This is a genomic window from Gammaproteobacteria bacterium (assembly GCA_033720895.1).
GTDB lineage: Bacteria > Pseudomonadota > Gammaproteobacteria > Natronospirales > JAJUFS01 > JAWWBS01.
Window position 1 is genome coordinate 1 of sequence record JAWWBS010000019.1, and the last position, 15,901, is coordinate 15,901.

The following is a 15,901-nucleotide window of genomic DNA, read 5'->3' on the forward strand; positions in this document are numbered from 1 at the left end:
GCGGCCCTCCCCGACCGGCGGTCCGCTCTCGCCCGCCTTTTCGACCGGCGTGCCTGGCGGCAGCGACTGCCGGTAACACCGGCGACTGAGGTCGCGCGTCCGGGCCCAGGCGGTGTCTTCGACAACCGTGCCGGTCATGTCCTGCAGGCGGACTCGGGCACGCCATTGCAGTTTCAGGCCACGCGAGTACCAGGAAAGGCTGGCGCCATGCTCGAGGGCATCCAGCAGGCTCTTGCGACGATCGGTATGGAACTGCAACCACCCTTCTGCAGCCGATGCGCCACGCAACACCATGGTGCGCTGGCGAGGTTCGGCGTTTTCGATGGTGGCCAGCGTGAGGACATGCATGGCGGCCTGTCGCCGTGCGGCGCCATCGGCCAGGGTGGCAAACAGCCACGCGGGAATCTGCTCGAGCTCGAGATCGGGAATGGCGTCCATAGGTGCACGAGACTAATGAAATTCGCGGCCGTGGTCAGCACCATGTCCCGGAAACGACAAAGCCCGCCGAGGGCGGGCTTTTGAATTCTGGTGCCGGAACGCAGATTCGAACTGCGGACCTACGGTTTACGAAACCGTTGCTCTACCAACTGAGCTATTCCGGCGGAGTGCGGCGCAGGAGTATATAGAAGAAGCCCGGGGCCGGCAATCAATCGGCATCGCCAATCCGCACAATGACCTGCACATCGGCAATCGCCTTGCCCGCCGGTGGCTCGGGCAGCGCCAGCAGGGCCAGCTGGGAGGCCGGGATATCCGTGATTTTGCCGCTATCCACGTCGTAGAAGTGGTGGTGGGGCCGGGTCTCGGAGTCATAGAAGACGCGGCCTGGCTCGACGATCACCTCGCGCAGCAAGCCTCGCTCGGTAAACAGCTTGAGGGTGTTGTAGACAGTCGCCAGCGAGGCCGTATCGCCACTGTCCTGGACAGCGACATGCACCTGCTCGGCTGTCATGTGCCGGGGTTCCGCCAGTGTGACCCGCGCGACGGCCAGTCGCTGGCCGGTCGGCAATATCCGGCGATCGCGGAGGATACCCTCCAAGTTACTGTTTTCACTGTGTTTTTTAGTCATTCTCACACCCTTTGCAGCACGCTAGCGGCCGACCCGGTAGGCGGTGGGATCAAGAATGGGCACTTCCTCTCGAAGGATATCAGCCAGCAGGCGAGCGGACGCCGGCGCCGTGGTCATGCCATGACGGTAATGGCCGGTATTGAAGAACAGGCCCTCGATATCCGGATGCCGGCCGATATAAGGCATCTGGTCGGTAGTGGACGGCCGCAAGCCAGACCACTGGCGCTGCACGGGAAGGCCGGCCAGCGCGGGCATGATCGATACCGCCATGTCCTTGAGCGTCTCCGCCGCTTCCCGGGTGATGCCCTTGTCAAAGCCGACATCTTCCAGCGTGCTGCCAACCAGCATGCGGCCGTTGCGCCGCGGCAGAATGTACATGCCATCCGCCAGCAGGATGCGCGACAGCAGCCCGGGAGGACCATCGAACTGGATGATCTGGCCACGGACCGGACGCACGTCCAGGGCCAGTTCCGAGGCTTCCAGCACTTCACCGGACCACGCGCCCGCGGCGATGACCACCCGCCCCGTGGAAAGCTCGCCCAGCGAGGTCTTGATGCCGGTGACCTTGCCATTCTCGACAAGCAGCTTCTCGACCCGGGTGTCCTCGCGGATGGGAATGCCCTGGCTGTAGATGGATTCGGTCAGGGCACGCATGAAGCGCGAACTGTGAATATGCGCCACGGTCGGCAGGAAAACCGCGGCGTCGCGGGGTGAGCCTGCCAGCCCTGGCTCGCAGGCCAGTAACTGGGACTCATCAAGGAAATCCAGCGGACGGGCACTGTAGCGAGCCCAGGCCTTGGCAACCTGCAGCTCGGCTTCATCGAAAACCAGCATGCCACTGTTGGTCAATTCGGGGTCAAGACCGGTCTCGCGACGCATATCGTCGGCAAGGACCGGGTAATACTGCTGGGACCAGTGCGCCAGCGCCTGGATGGGGCCGGGGGCCCGCCAGGGATAGAGCGGGGAAAGAATGCCCGCCGAGGCACGGGAGGCTTCACGGCCTGGCTGACCGCTGTCCACGAGCATCACCTTCAGGCCCGCCCGGTGCAATTCCCGCGCCGTCAGGAGACCAAATACCCCGGCTCCTACGACGATGACATCGGCGTTGTCCTTAGCCATTCAGATCCGAATCCCCTGAGTTTCCCTGATGGTGTGTACAGTTTAGGCGCCTTATTGTGCCACCGGATTCCCGGCGGCTCCATTACCACGGCACTTTTGCTGCCGACCGCACGCCTCCGCCGCCCGGCAGCCCGAGGAGGTCCTCATGCACGATCAACCAGTCGCCCTGCCCTTCCCCGGCCGCCGCGCAGCGCTCGGGTTCACCCTCATCGAGGTCATGCTGGCCATCGCGATTGCCGCCCTCCTGGTCGGCATCGGCATTCCCGGCCTGCAACAGTACCTGCAAAGCAATCGACGCGCTGCTGCAGTCAATCAGCTGGTCGGGGACATCCAGGCCGCGCGGGTGATGTCCCTGAACGAAGGGCGGAACCTCCTGCTGTGCACCGGCACCGCCGAAACCGGCTGCAGCCTGAACAGCCGCTGGGAAAACGGCTGGATCCTGTTCCAGGATGACGACGGCGACAACAACTTCGACCCACCGGGCGAAGCCCTGCTGATCCAGCGAGAACGGCTGGCTGGCGTCACCATACCCAGCAACAATGTGACGGGCCGGATCGGCTTTCGACCCGGGCTGCAGAACGTGACCGGCAATTCTTCCCTGTCGGTCTGCGTGAATGCGCAGAACGAGGATGGCCGGAGAATCACCATTGCCCCCAATGGTCGCCCGAGGCAGTCCCGCATGGACGCGAATTCCAACCCGCCCAATTGCCCCTGAGGCCCCTGATAATGTGGGGTTTCCGACCCATCGGATAATTTTTACCACTCATCGGCGTTGCTGTTGTGGTGCGCCACACTCGGCCTATAGTCGAGTGCATGAAAAAGGTATCCGGATTTACACTGATTGAACTGATGGTCACCATCGCCTTGGCCGCGGTGTTGCTGACCGTGGGCATCCCTGGTGTTCAGGAGTTCATCCAGAACAACAACCGCACGGCTGCCGTCAACGACCTCATCGCCTCGCTGCAACAGACCCGCAGCGAAGCCATCAAGCGCAACCAGACCACGGTGCTCTGCCCTTCCACCGACAATGCCACCTGCAGTGGCGGTGACTGGGAAGACGGCTGGATCGGCTTTGTCGACGAAGACGAGAACTGGACCCCGGACAATGCTGCCGCGATCTTCCTCGTGGACGCAGGACCCTCGGGGCCGACCGTCGGCGCCGCCCATACCATGCTGCAGTACAAGGCCAATGGCCGCGCCGAGACCAATGCGGGCAATGACCAGGCCGAGTTCATCATCTGTGACAGCCGCGGACTCGACGAATCCCGCATGGTGCTGATTTTCCGCTCGGGCCGGACACAGGCCAGCGATACCGACCTGGACAACGCCACCCCGACGAGTTGCACGCCATGATCATGCACGGACGAAACCTGACGGCCCGACGCGGCTTCACGCTGATCGAAGTGATGATTGCACTGTTCGTGTTTGCGGTCGGCATCCTCACGGTCGCCGGCCTGCAAATCGTGTCCAAGAAGGCCAACTATGATGCCGTGCAGCGCACCACTGCCACCCTGCTGGCAAAGGACATCATCCAGCGCATGCGGGTTGCCGATGACGATGACTGGGATCTCTACCTGGTGGAGGATCTCGGCATGGGCAGCCTGGGCGCACCTGGCGTCATGTGCGACAACGGCGTGTCGTGCTCGCCCGAGCAGATGGCGGCATTCGACCTGTATGAATGGGAACAGGCACTGGATGGTGTATCGGAAGGCAATTCGGGTGGTCTTGTCGACCCCTCTGCCTGCGTACGGGGACCGGCAGCCGGCGGTGAAGGCACGTACTTCGTGATCATCGCCTGGCGCGGCACCACGGAACTGAGCAACCCGGTCATCGACAATGGCATCAACGGTCTTGGCTCCTGCGGCGCCGGCGGCTATGACACCAACGATGCCTACCGTCGTGTCCTGATGTTCACCACATACATGTCGCCATGAGGTTGTCTCGAATGTTGCCAGCCAAGCACCCAGTGAATCGAGCCCGTAACAGCGGCATGAGCCTGCCCGAGTTGATGATCGCCATGGCCCTCGGCCTGATCATCGTGGGTGGCATGGCCACGCTGTTCGTCGAATCACGCCGCAATTTCTCGCAGGACGAGATCATCGCCACCATGCAGCAGGAAGGTCGCTTTGCGATGAACGAACTGCAGCGCGAGGTGTCGATGGCCGGCTTCTGGGGACCGATGCTGGCGGGCACCCTGCTGGGTAACGATGCCACGCTCGCCGGTGTCGCATTCACCGAGTACGAGTCGCCCATCCTGGCGCTGGACAATGCAGCCGGTGCCCAGGCTTTTGACTGGTCGGTCAACCTTGACGACCTTGTTCCGACTTCCGATGCGATTTCCATTCGCCGGGTCGAGGGCGTACGCACCTCCGACACGACCGCCGATACGCTGGCCGAACTGGGCATTGCCGCTGCCGAGGACGCCCTGGATGCGAATGCCTACTACCTGCAGACAAACGGCACGGTCGGCGTGATGCTGCCGGGCAGCGCAGCTCCGAATTCGGCGGTTCCGACGCCATACGAGTACTGGGAATATGCTGCGACCATCTGGTACGTGCGCAGTTACTGCCGCGCCGGCGACAACATTCCGTCGCTGGTCCGGCGCTACTGGGATTCCGACACTGCCTCTGTCGAAACCGATTGCATGGCCCAGGGTATCGAGAACATGCAGGTCGAATTCGGACTGGATGACGACGATGACGGATTCCCCGAACAGTGGGTTACCAACGTCGACACCGCGAATTCCGAAGAACTTGCTGCAGTACGGATTTTCCTGCTGTCGCGAGGCACGCAGCTTACCCAGGGTTACACCAACGGCAAGAGTTACGACATATCGAACCTGCCGACGTACACGCCGGCGGACGGATACTTCCGCCGCGTCTTCACGACAACCATCCAGACGCGCAACCCGATTGCTGCGCGCCTGATCACGAATTGATATCCACCGACCAGGTGTCAACGGAACGAAAATGAACCATCGAAACAGACAATCCGGTGCCGCGTTGTTCATGGCGCTGATCTTCCTGATCATCATTACCCTGATCAGCCTGTCGGCCATGCGCTCCAGCATCATCGAACTGCGAATGGCCAACAACGACGAAATGAATGCCCAGGCCGCCCAGAAGGCACAGGCAATCATCGATGCGACCATTGCAAATACCTCGAACACGCCTGTCATCGGCGGTGTCGGCGAGACGACCTGCCTGGTGAACTCGGCCGAAGCCTGCACGCGTTATTCCATCATTCTCGAAGACCAGGCAACGACCTTCCAGAACGACATCGACGAGGGCTTCGTCGAGGTCGTCGTCGAGCGCGTGTCGCCGCTGACCAAGCCTGCACCGCGCATCCAGGGGTACAGCCTGCCGAACTACTCGGTAGCAACGTTCGAAGTACGCGGAACTTTCGACGCCTCCGATGTCGGTGAAGGCAATGCCGACATCGTTGAAGGCGTGCTGGTCCTTATTGCCAATTGATCCTGATTTCGCAGCCCGCCAACTACGGCAAGGTGATGCACATGAAGACGCTCAAGACATTTTTTATTACCGCCCTGCTTGCCGGGATCTGCATCCCGGCCCAGGCTGACGACACGGACGTCTACCTCGATCCGAACTCCTCACTGGGGTCGGAACCACTGGTCATGCTGTCACTGGACTATCGCTCCAACCTGGCCTCGACCATTTGTTCCGATGCCAGTTCGACGTCATGCACCGAGGCAGAATATTTCCGGAACCTGACCGACGCCCCTGCACTGGTCGACGCGATCCTGGCCGATATCGGAACCAGTCAGCTGACGTTCTTCGACATCCTGCGCCTTTCGCTTGTCGTCGTGTTCGACGAACTCGATGGTGTGAAGGTCGGCCTGATGATGAGTCACGACAACAACAACAACTGTGTCGGCTTCGATGCAGTCAAGTGCTCCAATGGCGGCTACATCCTGTCCGGTTTCCGGTCGATGTATGCAGGCGACTCGAACGGCAACAAGGAAGCCTTCTTCAAGGTGATGCAATCCATTCCGACCCCGCAGGGTAACGTGTCGCATTCGTTCCAGGGCAAGGAGCTGTATTTCGAGTTCTTCCGCTACCTGACCGGCCAGGGCATCTACAACGGCCATAACGGTTACACCGACTTCGGCACCAACAATTCGCAGAACATCGATGTCGACAACGCGGGCGCATCCTGGGACGAGAACATCGAGACCCCGGGAAACTCGGACAACACCTACATATCCCCGCTCGACCCGGCCGACCTTTGCTCGAAGATCTTCGTGATCAACTTCCTCGACCAGGTCTCCAACCAGGACAGCGACTCGGATGATGCAATCACGGCCACCAAGGCCAATGGCGGCATGGCCGGCATCAACCTGTCTGGCAATAACAATTCCTTCGACACCGTGATCGAGTACCTGCGGGACGTCGACCTGGCTGACGGTACCTTCGGCACGGCCGCGGAAATCGCCGGCGAGCAGACCGTGATTTCCTACTTCGTGGTCACCGAGTCGTCGGACAACAACACCACCAACGGCTATGCAACGGCTGGCGGCACGGACGAAGTCCTGATTTTCAGTGAAGATCCTGCCGAGCTGGTGGAAACCATCAGCCGCATTTTCAATGAGATCCTGAGCGTTTCGACGACCTTCGTGGCGGCCTCCGTGCCGGTGAACGTCTTCAACCGTTCGCAGACTCTCGACAGCGTGTACCTGGCATTGTTCGAAGCCGATGGCGAAAACAAGCCCTTCTGGGCCGGCAACCTGAAGAAGCTGCGCGTGGAAACGGACCTCGATGGCGACGGCGTGGATGATGTCGACGCCGACGGCAACAAGGTTGCCGCGCTGGTCGACTCCAATGGCGAGCGCGCCATCGCCTCGGATGGCCGTATCGAGTTCGATGCCGAAACCTTCTGGACCATGACGGCCGACCTGCCGCCGGCCGATCCGGACGAGCTCGAAGTCGACGGCGCTGACGGTCGTTCCGTGACCCGTGGCGGTGCGGGCCAGAAGATCCCTGGCTTCATTACCGGCGTCTCGCCCGGCTTCTCGAATGGCGCAGGCTATCGGAACCTCTACTATGATTCGGCCGTGGTAACCAACGGCATCACCAACAGCTTGCAGCCGTTCAATACCGACTCCACCACGGTTGCCGCGCTGTTGACCGCGCTGGGAACGACCGATACCGCCCTGGCGGCGCGTTACATCGCGCATACCCGCGGCATGGACGTCCAGGATCTCGACAACGACGGTATCCGCGAGGAGGCCCGTCCGTGGATGCTCGGCGATCCCTTGCATTCGCGACCGTTGCCGATCAATTTCGGCAACCTCGCCGACCCGGATACTGCTACCGAAAATCCGGACATCTACATCGCCATGTCGACCAATGACGGTTTCATGCACTTCTTCAAGGACACCGATGACAATGGCAACAGCAATGTCACGGAAGGCGGCAAGGAAGTCTGGGGCTTCATTCCGCAGGAAGTGATGGGCGAGCTGTCGGTGCGCTATGACAACGATATCGACACCGGCCCGAGCTATACCGTGGACGGACCGCCCGCAGCCTACCTCGAAGACATCAACCAGAACGGTACGATCGAATCCAGCGAAGATACCGCCCTGCTGTTCTTCGGACTGCGTCGTGGCGGCAAGGCCTACTACGCTCTCGATGTGACCACGCCGGAATCGCCAAGCCTGCGCTGGCGCATCACCAAGACGACCGGTGGCGATTTCGACGAGCTCGGCCAGACCTGGGCGCAGCCTCAAGTGGGCGAGATCGACGTCGATGGCGCGCTGGGCTCGCAGCCTGCCGTGCCGATCGTCGTCTTCCCTGGTGGTTATGACACCAACAAGGATGCCCGTTCCGAAACCGGCGCCGGCACGGCCGATTCGGAAGGCAACGCCATTTACGTGGTGAATGCCAAGACCGGTGCGCTGATCTGGAAAGCCGTCGGCGGTTCGGGCACGTCGACATCGACCATCTACTACCATGCCAGCCTGACGGACAGCATCCCGTCGGACATCGCGACCGTCGATACCGATGGTGACGGTTACGTCGACCGTGGCTATGTCGGCGACACGGGCGGCAAGGTCTGGCGCATCGACATGTCCGGTACGACCGACAACTGGCAGGTCAGCCTGCTGGCCAATCTCGGCTCCGACTCCACGCGTGTCGGCGATCGACGCTTCTTCCATGCGCCGGACGTCGTGCAGTCGAAAGACGGCCCGGGCGACGCTGGCAAGTATGACGCCGTGATCATCGGTTCGGGCGATCGGGCCAACCCGCTGGATCGTCCGGTGGGCAGCACGCCGACCGACAATTTCATCTTCGTGATCAAGGATCGATACACCTCGGGTGCCAGCGCGACCTACACGGTTCCAGACCAGAACTTCGTGATCGGCGACCTGCTCGACGTGACGGATTACTGTCTCGGCACCGATACCGTCGCCAATTGCGATCCGGGTGGCCTGCTGTCGAACGGCTGGAAGTACGAACTGGCACAGGGCACGGGCGAGAAACTGCTGTCCAGCCCGCTGACTGTCGCCAACCAGGTCTTTGCCACCAGCTACCTGCCGCTCGGCAAGACCACGGATGAAATCGATCCGGTCGACGTCCAGACCTGCGGACCGTCGGAGGGTTCGGGCCTGCTCTACACCCTGGGTCTTGATGACGGTCGACCGGTGCTCAATTACAACGAGTACAACGACTCGACAACCGATTCGGATGGTGATGGCGAGAATGACGAGATTCTCGATGCAACCGACGCCTTCACCGACGTCAGCGCCGCAGGCATTCCCGCGGGTGGCGTGGCCTATGGTGGCGAGTTCCTGCTGGTCGGCAGTGACGTCATCAATGTCGGTGACAAGAGCACCTGGCGGACCTACTGGTACGAAGTGGAGGACCGCGACTCGTACTGATCGCGTCTGGCCTTCTGCCTGCCGGAGTGGCATGCTCGTTCCGGTAAAGAAACGTGGCCGGCCCGTGAACGCGGGTCGGCCGGCCAGAAACAGGGGGAATGACAATGAAATTGAAACAGGGCTTTACACTGGTCGAGCTGATGGTAGTGGTAGCCATCATCTCCATCCTGGCCGCCGTTGCCTACCCGGCCTATTCCGAATACGTGACCCGCACCAAGCGCAGCCTGGCCAAGTCGGAACTGAATTCGATCGCCAGCCGCCAGGAAACGTTTTTCATGGACAACAAGCAGTATGCCTCGGACCTCACCAATCTTGGCATGCCGGCCAACCCCTATTTCATCGACGTGAACGGCAACCGCCTGGCGGCCAACGCCAGCGCAGAGGTGGTTTACCAGATCAGTGCAGCCACGCCGACCACGCGCAGCTTCACGCTGACGGCCACACCGGTGAACTCGCAAGGCAACAACGATCTTGAATGCGCCAACCTGACGCTGGACAACAACCAGGAACGAGGTGTGAGTGGCACCGGTACGGTGAGCGACTGCTGGTAGACCAAAGCACGGCATGAAAAAAACCCGCCTTCCGGCGGGTTTTTTTTGGATTGAATGTCACTTCAGCAGCCATGCACCCTGCTGGCACCTCAACGCTTGTGTCGCCTCGGCTTGGCCGGCTGGTCCGGCCGCGAACCGCTTTCGTGAATATCCAGCGCGGTATCGAGTATGAAAAAGAAGGCACCGATCGAAATGGCGATGTCGGCAACGTTGAAGGCCGGAAAGTGCCAGTTGCCGTAATAGAAATCGATGAAATCGATGACATGCCCATGAATCACGCGATCGATCACGTTGCCGAGCGCCCCGCCAAGGATCAAGGCCAGCGAAAGCGGCAGCATCCAGGTCTGGTCCTTGGGCAGCTTTCGCAACCAGATCATGATGAAGACCGACACGGCCGTGCCAAGCACGATGAAGAACCAGCGCTGCCAGCCACCGGCATCGGCGAGGAAGCTGAAGGCGGCCCCTTCGTTGTAAAGCAGCTTCAGGTTCAGGATCGGCAGCAGCGGAATCTCGTCGAACAGCTGCATCTCCCAGGTGATCAGCGTCTTGGTGAGCTGGTCCAGCACGACAATGATGGCCGACAGTACCAACCAGTTGACGGGACGATGCACGGCCCAGAGTCTGAAATTCATCCTGCGCTCCTCAGGCAAAACGACGCTGTTCGCCATCGCCGGCGACATTCTCGACACAACGGCCACACAACTCCGGATGCTCGGCAGCCTGGCCAACGGTTTCGCGGCGGTGCCAGCAACGTACGCACTTGTCATTGCCGGACTTGTCGGCATGCATCCACAGCCCCGGCGCCTCGTCGTCGGTGCTGGCATCCCTGGGTCGGTCGCCACTGCGTGCCACGGTTGCGCTCGAAACAATCAGCGCAAATCGCAGTTCGTCGCCTAGCGCCGCCAGCTTGTCGAACAGCTCGCCCTCGGCAAACAGCGAAACATCCGCGTCCAGCGAGGAACCGATACGGTCGTCCTTGCGCAGCCCTTCCAGCAGGCGCGAAACCGCCTGGCGGACATGCAGCACGGTGTCCCAGTCGATGTCATCGACCTGCTTGGCTTCTCCCGGGATCTCGTACCAGGTAGTCATGAACACCGATGCCGGTCGCTTGTCCTTTGGCGGTGCCGGGAGTTCCTGCCAGGCCTCTTCCATGGTGAAACTCAGGATCGGCGCCAGCCAGCGGGTCATTGCCTCGGCGACGTGATACAGCGCCGTCTGGCAGGAACGCCGCGCCAGGCTGTCGGCCTGGGTGGTGTACTGGCGGTCCTTGATCACATCCAGGTAGAAGCTGCCGAGATCCACGATGCAGAAGTTGTGGACCTTCTGGTAGATGGCATGGAACTCGTAGCGCTCGTAGGCTTCCAGCACCTCAGCCTGCAACTCGCGGGTGCGTTCCAGCAACCAGCGATCCAGCGACAGCATGTCCTTCGGTGCCACGGCATGTTCAGCCGGCACGAAACCGTTCATGTTGGCCAGCAGGAAGCGCAGCGTGTTGCGCAGCCGACGATAGGAGTCCGCCATGCGCTTCAGGATCTCGTCCGAGACACTCATCTCACCGCGGTAATCCGTGGCGGCCACCCACAGGCGCAGCACGTCGGCACCGAGCTGGTTCATCACCTTCTGCGGTGCCACGACATTGCCGACCGATTTCGACATCTTCCGCCCCTGCTGGTCGACGGTGAAACCGTGCGTCAGCACGCCCTTGTAGGGCGCCGTGCCGCGCAGCGCGACCGAGGTGAGCAGGGAAGACTGGAACCAGCCACGGTGCTGGTCGGAGCCTTCGAGGTAGAGATCGGCAGGCGTCTGCAATTCCTCGCGCTGGTCCAGCACGCAGTAGTGCGTCAGGCCGGAATCCACCCACACGTCGAGAATGTCGTTGACCTTTTCATACTGGTCGGCGTCGGCACCGATCAGGTCACCGGCATCGAGTTCGAACCAGGCGTCGACGGAATCCTTTTCGATGCGCTTGGCGACATCTTCCAGCAAATCCTGGGTGCGCGGATGCAGTTCACCGGATTCCTTGTGCACGAACAGCGGAATCGGCACGCCCCAGGTGCGCTGGCGGGAGATACACCAGTCCGGCCGGCCCTCGACCATGCCGTCGATGCGACTCTCGCCCCAGGCCGGGGTCCAGGCGACCTGCTTGATTTCCTCGCGTGCCCTGGCGCGCAAGCCTTCCTGGTCCATGGACACGAACCATTGCGGGGTGGCGCGGAAGATCACCGGTGACTTGTGGCGCCAGCAATGCGGGTAGCTGTGCTGGTAAGGCACGTTGTGCAGCAGCATGCCCCGCTCGCTCAGCGTCTCGACAATGGCGTCGTTGGCCTTGAACACGAACTGGCCGGCGAACAGTTCCGTCGAGTCGAGGAACACGCCGTTGCCATCCACCGGGTTGACCAGCGGCAGGTCGTACTCGACACCGACCGCAAAGTCTTCCTGGCCGTGGCCGGGCGCGGTATGCACCGCACCGGTACCGGATTCGGTGGTGACATGGTCACCGAGGATCACCGGCACATGTCGATCGTAGAACGGATGCTTGAGCAGCACGCCTTCCAGCGCCTCGCCCTTGCAGCGACCGACGACTTTCGGATGCTGGGCGTTGATGCGCTTGAGAACGTCTTCCTGCAGGGCCTCGGCCAGCAGGACCCGCTCCGGCCCCTGCCCGGCGTCCATCTCGACCAGCACGTAATCCAGGTCAGCCGCCAGCGCCACAGCCTGGTTGGCGGGCAGCGTCCAGGGCGTGGTCGTCCAGATCGCGACCGAAATCAGGCCCTCGCCACCGTGGTTGTCGAGTTCCATGCGGCGCAGGAAATCGGCATCGTCGATGACCGGGAAGCGCACGTCGATGGCCGGCGACGTCTTGTCCTTGTATTCCACTTCGGCCTCGGCCAGCGCCGAGCCACAGTCCATGCACCAGTGCACGGGCTTGAAGCCCTTGTAAAGGTGGCCGTTGGCAATGATTTTCGCCAGCGCCCGGACTTCATCGGCTTCGAATTTCGGATCCAGCGTCAGGTAAGGCTGGTACCAGTCACCCAGCACACCAAGGCGGATGAAATCCTCGCGCTGCTTGTCGACCTGCTTGAGGGCGTACTCGCGGCAGGCGGCGCGGAACTTGCGCGCATCGACCTTGTGCCCGGCCTTGCCGATTTTCTTTTCGACCTGCAGCTCGATCGGCAGGCCATGGCAGTCCCAGCCGGGAATGTAGGGTGCGTCGAAACCCGCCAGGGTCTTGGACTTGACCACTGCATCCTTCAGGATCTTGTTGACCGCATGACCGATATGGATGTCGCCGTTGGCATACGGCGGCCCGTCGGCCAGGATGAATTTCTCGCGACCGGCGCAGGCCTCGCGGATGCGCTCGTAGCGACCCTCCTCTGCCCAGGCCTTCAACATCTCGGGTTCGCGTTGCGCCAGGTTGCCGCGCATCGGGAAATCCGTCTGCGGCAGGTTCAGCGTCGCCTTGTATTCTTGTCCCTTCTTGCTCACGGTCGAATCACTTCTTTCCACGTTCTGAACCCGGCAGGATGCCGGGTTCGGGGTTCAAATCGCTCAGATCGCCTGTTCGCGCTTCTGCCACTCGGTCTGTCGCAGGCGGGCGTCGTTCACATCCTGCTGTATCTGTTCCTTCAATGCATCCACATCGGCGAACTTTTTCTCGTCGCGAAGCTTTTCCAGGAACTCCACCTCGATGTGCTGGCCGTAGATGTCCCGCTCGAAATCGAACAGGTGTACCTCGACCAGGTTCTTCTTGCCGTCCACGGTCGGACGGGTGCCGACATTCGCCGCGCCGTAGACTGGCTGGCTTGCCAGGCCATAGCAACGGACCAGGAATACCCCGGTCAGCGGCAGGCGCTCCTGTCGACGGCGCAGGTTGGCCGTCGGAAAGCCAATCGTCCGCCCCAGCTTGTCGCCATGCGCCACGCGGCCGCTGATGCGGTACTTGCGACCCAGCAGCCGCTCCGCTTCCGCCAGCTCGCCAGTCGCCAGCGCAGCACGCACCCGGGTCGAGCTGACGCGTTCGTCGTCCAGGGTCTGGGTCGGGGTCGAATCGACACCGAAGCCCTGTCGCTCGCCCGCAGCCCGCAGCATCGCGAAATCGCCCTCGCGGCCCTGGCCGAAGCGAAAATCATCGCCGATCAGCAAGTGCCGGACGCCCAGCCCCTTCACCAGGATGCGCTCGATGAACTCGCTCGCCGGCAGGCTGGCCAGTCGCTGGTCGAAACGCAACAGCAACAGGCGGTCCACGCCATGGCTTTCCAGCATGTCCACTTTCTCGCGAAAACCGGTCAGCCGCGGCGGACAGCTCTCCGGGGCGAAAAACTCCCGGGGCGTCGGCTCGAAGGTGATCACCACCGCTGGCAACTCGTGCTCCAGTGCCTGGCGGCGAAGGGCGGAAAGTATCGCCTGGTGGCCGACGTGCACGCCATCGAAATTGCCGATGGTGGCAACGCAACCTCGGTGCCGGGGGCGCAAATTGACCAGATCCCGTATGACTTCCACGCTGGATTCACCTGTTGGGCCGAATGGCCGCTGGAACATTCCGACCGACCTGCGGTGGCAGAAAGGCTGACATTATACGGATAGGCCGCGCCAAGACACCCTCCGCGCAGCCTTCGAGGCAGAATTTCTGCGAATTCTATGTGGCCGACGGCGGGCTCAGAGCCCCTTGAAATGGCGCGGCCGCAAGCCGCTGGCCAGCAACACCAGCACATAGCTGATACCACCCGCTGCCACGATGCCCAGCAGTCGGAAAGCACGCTCCCACAGATTGCCCGCCAGCCAGCCATCCAGGCCACCTGCCAGGTAGGCCACCAGCCCGCCCATCAGGGCAGCGGCCGCCAGCACCCGGCCAAGGAAGAGCCACCAGCCCGCCAGCGGAGTGAAATGGCCATGCTTGCGCAGCCCTCGGTAAAGCAGGCCCGCGTTGACGAAAGCCGCCACGCCCGTCGCCAGTGCCAGGCCGGCGTGTGGCGCCGCGAAACCTTCCCTCACCAGCCAGTAGACGATGGCGATATTGAGCGCCACGTTCACACCGACGGCGACGAAACCGACCCGCACCGGCGTCCGGGTGTCCTGCCGGGCGAAGTAACCCGGTGCGAGGATCTTGACCAGGGTGAAACCCAGCAGGCCAAGGGAATAGGCCATCAGGGCCCAGCTGGTCATGATGACGTTGTGGGTCTTGTCGGCCAGGTCCGGCACATGGAAGAACAGCGTGGCGATGATGGGCTGGGCCAGCACGAACAGGCCGACGGCGGCCGGAACGCCAACCAGGAAAGCCAGCCTCAGGGCGAAATCCAGGGTCTGGCGAAATTGCTCGGGATCACGCGCAGCATGCTGCTCCGACAGCTTGGGCAGGATCACCGTACCCAGCGCAATGGCAAACACCCCCAGCGGGAATTCCATCAAGCGGTCCCCGAAGTACAGCCAGGTCACGCTGCCCACCGCGAGGAAGGAGGCGATCAGGGTATCGACCAGCAGGTTGACCTGCGCCACCGAGGAGCCGAACAGCGCCGGCAGCATCAGGCGGAATACCCGCCGCACGCCAGGGTGGTGACGGTCCCAGCGTGGCCGCGGCACCAGCTTGATGCGCGCCAGGAACGGCAGCTGCAACAACAGTTGCGCAATGCCAGCCAGCAGCACCGCCCAGGCAAGCGGCATGACCGGCACTTCGAAATGCGTACCACCCCAGATCGCGGCGGCAATCAGCAACACGTTCAGCAGCACGGGCGCCAGCGCCGGTCCGGCGAAGTGGCCATAGGTGTTCAGGATGCCGCCGGCAAAGGCCGTCAGGGCAATGAAAAAGAGATAGGGAAAGGTGATGCGCAGCAGTTCGGTGGTCAGCAGGAACTGGCCGTTGTTGTCGAGGAAACCCGGCGCGAACATCAATACCAGCAAGGGTGCGGCAATGATGCCCAGGGCGTTGATCAGCAACAGCATGCCGCCAAAAGTGCCGGCGACCCGGTCGACCAGCGCCTGGACCTCCTGGTGTTCGCGGGTCTTGCGGTATTCGCCCACGACCGGCACGAACGCCTGCGAAAACGCGCCTTCGCCAAACATGCGACGCATGAAGTTCGGAATCTTGAACGCCACCAGGAAGGCGTCCATGCCCTTGCCCACCGGGATGTAGGTGGACAACACGACGTCGCGCACGAGGCCCAGCACCCGCGACAGCAAGGTGAAGCCACCGACAACCGATGTGGATTTGAGCAGGGCGCGCGACATGCCGATTCTTCTTATAGGGCTGTTTTTTCAGAATGTTGTCGC

At 62.0% G+C, this 15,901-nt stretch carries 14 protein-coding genes and 1 tRNA gene; 7 read left to right on the forward strand and 8 right to left on the reverse strand.

What is annotated here, in order from left to right:
- The 4 genes from R3217_04600 to thiO all read right to left on the reverse strand — a co-directional run.
- On the reverse strand, positions 1 to 438 hold a 438-nt coding region (locus R3217_04600), incomplete at its 3' end, for a hypothetical protein (GenBank protein MDX1454718.1).
- An 88-nt stretch (positions 439 to 526) separates the two neighbouring features.
- Positions 527 to 602, reverse strand: a tRNA-Thr gene (locus tag R3217_04605).
- 44 nt (positions 603 to 646) lie between these two features.
- Positions 647 to 1,036 carry a Fur family transcriptional regulator gene (locus tag R3217_04610; protein ID MDX1454719.1) on the reverse strand — a complete coding sequence of 130 codons (390 nt, stop codon included), beginning with the start codon at positions 1,034 to 1,036 and terminating at the stop codon, positions 647 to 649.
- A 51-nt stretch (positions 1,037 to 1,087) separates the two neighbouring features.
- A complete protein-coding gene (gene thiO / locus R3217_04615) occupies positions 1,088 to 2,185 on the reverse strand; it encodes a glycine oxidase ThiO (protein ID MDX1454720.1) in 1,098 nt (365 codons plus the stop codon).
- Positions 2,186 to 2,330: 145 nt separating this feature from the next.
- Here thiO and R3217_04620 point away from each other — a divergent pair, with 145 nt between their 5' ends.
- From R3217_04620 to R3217_04650, 7 genes are all read left to right on the forward strand, one after another.
- On the forward strand, positions 2,331 to 2,900 hold the full coding sequence (locus R3217_04620) for a GspH/FimT family pseudopilin (GenBank protein ID MDX1454721.1): 570 nt from the start codon (positions 2,331 to 2,333) through the stop codon (positions 2,898 to 2,900).
- 98 nt (positions 2,901 to 2,998) lie between these two features.
- Positions 2,999 to 3,538: a GspH/FimT family pseudopilin gene (locus tag R3217_04625; GenBank protein ID MDX1454722.1), complete on the forward strand. Its 540-nt coding sequence runs from the start codon at positions 2,999 to 3,001 to the stop codon at positions 3,536 to 3,538.
- A complete protein-coding gene (gene pilV, locus R3217_04630) occupies positions 3,535 to 4,119 on the forward strand; it encodes a type IV pilus modification protein PilV (protein MDX1454723.1) in 585 nt (194 codons plus the stop codon). The genes R3217_04625 and pilV overlap by 4 nt, the downstream gene beginning before the upstream one ends.
- A 32-nt stretch (positions 4,120 to 4,151) precedes the next feature.
- On the forward strand, positions 4,152 to 5,123 hold the full coding sequence (locus R3217_04635; GenBank protein MDX1454724.1) for a PilW family protein: 972 nt from the start codon (positions 4,152 to 4,154) through the stop codon (positions 5,121 to 5,123).
- A 31-nt stretch (positions 5,124 to 5,154) separates the two neighbouring features.
- Complete coding sequence (locus R3217_04640) at positions 5,155 to 5,658, forward strand: PilX N-terminal domain-containing pilus assembly protein (protein MDX1454725.1); 504 nt, start codon at positions 5,155 to 5,157, stop codon at positions 5,656 to 5,658.
- A 41-nt stretch (positions 5,659 to 5,699) separates the two neighbouring features.
- Complete coding sequence (locus tag R3217_04645) at positions 5,700 to 9,086, forward strand: PilC/PilY family type IV pilus protein (protein ID MDX1454726.1); 3,387 nt, start codon at positions 5,700 to 5,702, stop codon at positions 9,084 to 9,086.
- Positions 9,087 to 9,190: 104 nt separating this feature from the next.
- The gene (locus tag R3217_04650) at positions 9,191 to 9,637 is read left to right on the forward strand and encodes a type IV pilin protein (GenBank protein MDX1454727.1); all 447 of its coding nucleotides are present in this window, start codon (positions 9,191 to 9,193) and stop codon (positions 9,635 to 9,637) included.
- Positions 9,638 to 9,726: 89 nt separating this feature from the next.
- Here the strand turns inward: R3217_04650 and lspA are convergent, their stop codons facing one another.
- The 4 genes from lspA to murJ form a co-directional block, all read right to left on the reverse strand.
- A complete protein-coding gene (gene lspA, locus R3217_04655; protein ID MDX1454728.1) occupies positions 9,727 to 10,269 on the reverse strand; it encodes a signal peptidase II in 543 nt (180 codons plus the stop codon).
- Positions 10,270 to 10,279: 10 nt separating this feature from the next.
- Positions 10,280 to 13,063 carry an isoleucine--tRNA ligase gene (gene ileS, locus R3217_04660; GenBank protein ID MDX1454729.1) on the reverse strand — a complete coding sequence of 928 codons (2,784 nt, stop codon included), beginning with the start codon at positions 13,061 to 13,063 and terminating at the stop codon, positions 10,280 to 10,282.
- A 123-nt stretch (positions 13,064 to 13,186) separates the two neighbouring features.
- A complete protein-coding gene (gene ribF, locus R3217_04665) occupies positions 13,187 to 14,137 on the reverse strand; it encodes a bifunctional riboflavin kinase/FAD synthetase (protein MDX1454730.1) in 951 nt (316 codons plus the stop codon).
- A 156-nt stretch (positions 14,138 to 14,293) separates the two neighbouring features.
- A complete protein-coding gene (gene murJ, locus R3217_04670) occupies positions 14,294 to 15,859 on the reverse strand; it encodes a murein biosynthesis integral membrane protein MurJ (GenBank protein MDX1454731.1) in 1,566 nt (521 codons plus the stop codon).
- Positions 15,860 to 15,901 lie beyond the last annotated feature (42 nt).

What these genes read in the sequence shown, in the direction of transcription:
- murJ (MDX1454731.1), bottom strand. Translation starts at nt 15,859, where the DNA reads ATGTCGCGCGCCCTGCTCAAATCCACATCGGTTGTCGGTGGCTTCACC.
- thiO (MDX1454720.1), bottom strand. Translation starts at nt 2,185, where the DNA reads ATGGCTAAGGACAACGCCGATGTCATCGTCGTAGGAGCCGGGGTATTT.
- lspA (MDX1454728.1), bottom strand. Translation starts at nt 10,269, where the DNA reads ATGAATTTCAGACTCTGGGCCGTGCATCGTCCCGTCAACTGGTTGGTA.
- R3217_04640 (MDX1454725.1), top strand. Translation starts at nt 5,155, where the DNA reads ATGAACCATCGAAACAGACAATCCGGTGCCGCGTTGTTCATGGCGCTG.
- pilV (MDX1454723.1), top strand. Translation starts at nt 3,535, where the DNA reads ATGATCATGCACGGACGAAACCTGACGGCCCGACGCGGCTTCACGCTG.
- ileS (MDX1454729.1), bottom strand. Translation starts at nt 13,063, where the DNA reads ATGCGCGGCAACCTGGCGCAACGCGAACCCGAGATGTTGAAGGCCTGG.
- R3217_04645 (MDX1454726.1), top strand. Translation starts at nt 5,700, where the DNA reads ATGAAGACGCTCAAGACATTTTTTATTACCGCCCTGCTTGCCGGGATC.
- R3217_04650 (MDX1454727.1), top strand. Translation starts at nt 9,191, where the DNA reads ATGAAATTGAAACAGGGCTTTACACTGGTCGAGCTGATGGTAGTGGTA.
- R3217_04620 (MDX1454721.1), top strand. Translation starts at nt 2,331, where the DNA reads ATGCACGATCAACCAGTCGCCCTGCCCTTCCCCGGCCGCCGCGCAGCG.
- R3217_04625 (MDX1454722.1), top strand. Translation starts at nt 2,999, where the DNA reads ATGAAAAAGGTATCCGGATTTACACTGATTGAACTGATGGTCACCATC.